The organism is Salifodinibacter halophilus (genome assembly GCA_012999515.1).
GTDB classification, from domain to species: Bacteria; Pseudomonadota; Gammaproteobacteria; order Nevskiales; family Salinisphaeraceae; genus Salifodinibacter; species Salifodinibacter halophilus.
Genome location: JABEEB010000161.1, coordinates 1 through 287, shown reverse-complemented (window position 1 = coordinate 287; position 287 = coordinate 1). Strand labels below are relative to the sequence as shown.

The 287-nt window shown below is 67.2% G+C and carries 1 protein-coding gene; it reads right to left on the bottom strand.

Features of this window, described 5'->3' with window-relative positions:
* Window positions 1–236, bottom strand: a 236-nt coding sequence (locus HKX41_11145) for a hypothetical protein (GenBank protein NNC24687.1), incomplete at its 3' end; no start/stop codon positions are given.
* Window positions 237–287 lie beyond the last annotated feature (51 nt).

The window sequence follows — 287 nt, the reverse complement described above, 5'->3', positions numbered from 1 at the left end:
GTGCGGTCGGACAGATACCCCACGATCGGCTGCACGATCAGCCCGGTCAGCGGCGCGGCGATCCACAGCATCGGGATATCGTCGATCGGCGCGCCCAGGGTCTGGAAGATCCGGCTGACGTTGGCGTTCTGCAGGGCGAAGCCGAACTGGATGCCTAAGAAGCCGAAGCACATGTTCCAGATCTGCCAGAACGTCAGCGTCGGCTTGCGGGGCGTGGCGTCGGGGCGATCGGTCATGGCAGGGAGTCTGTCACGAAGTGCGCGCGGCGGATCGGCGGGCCGGCCGCG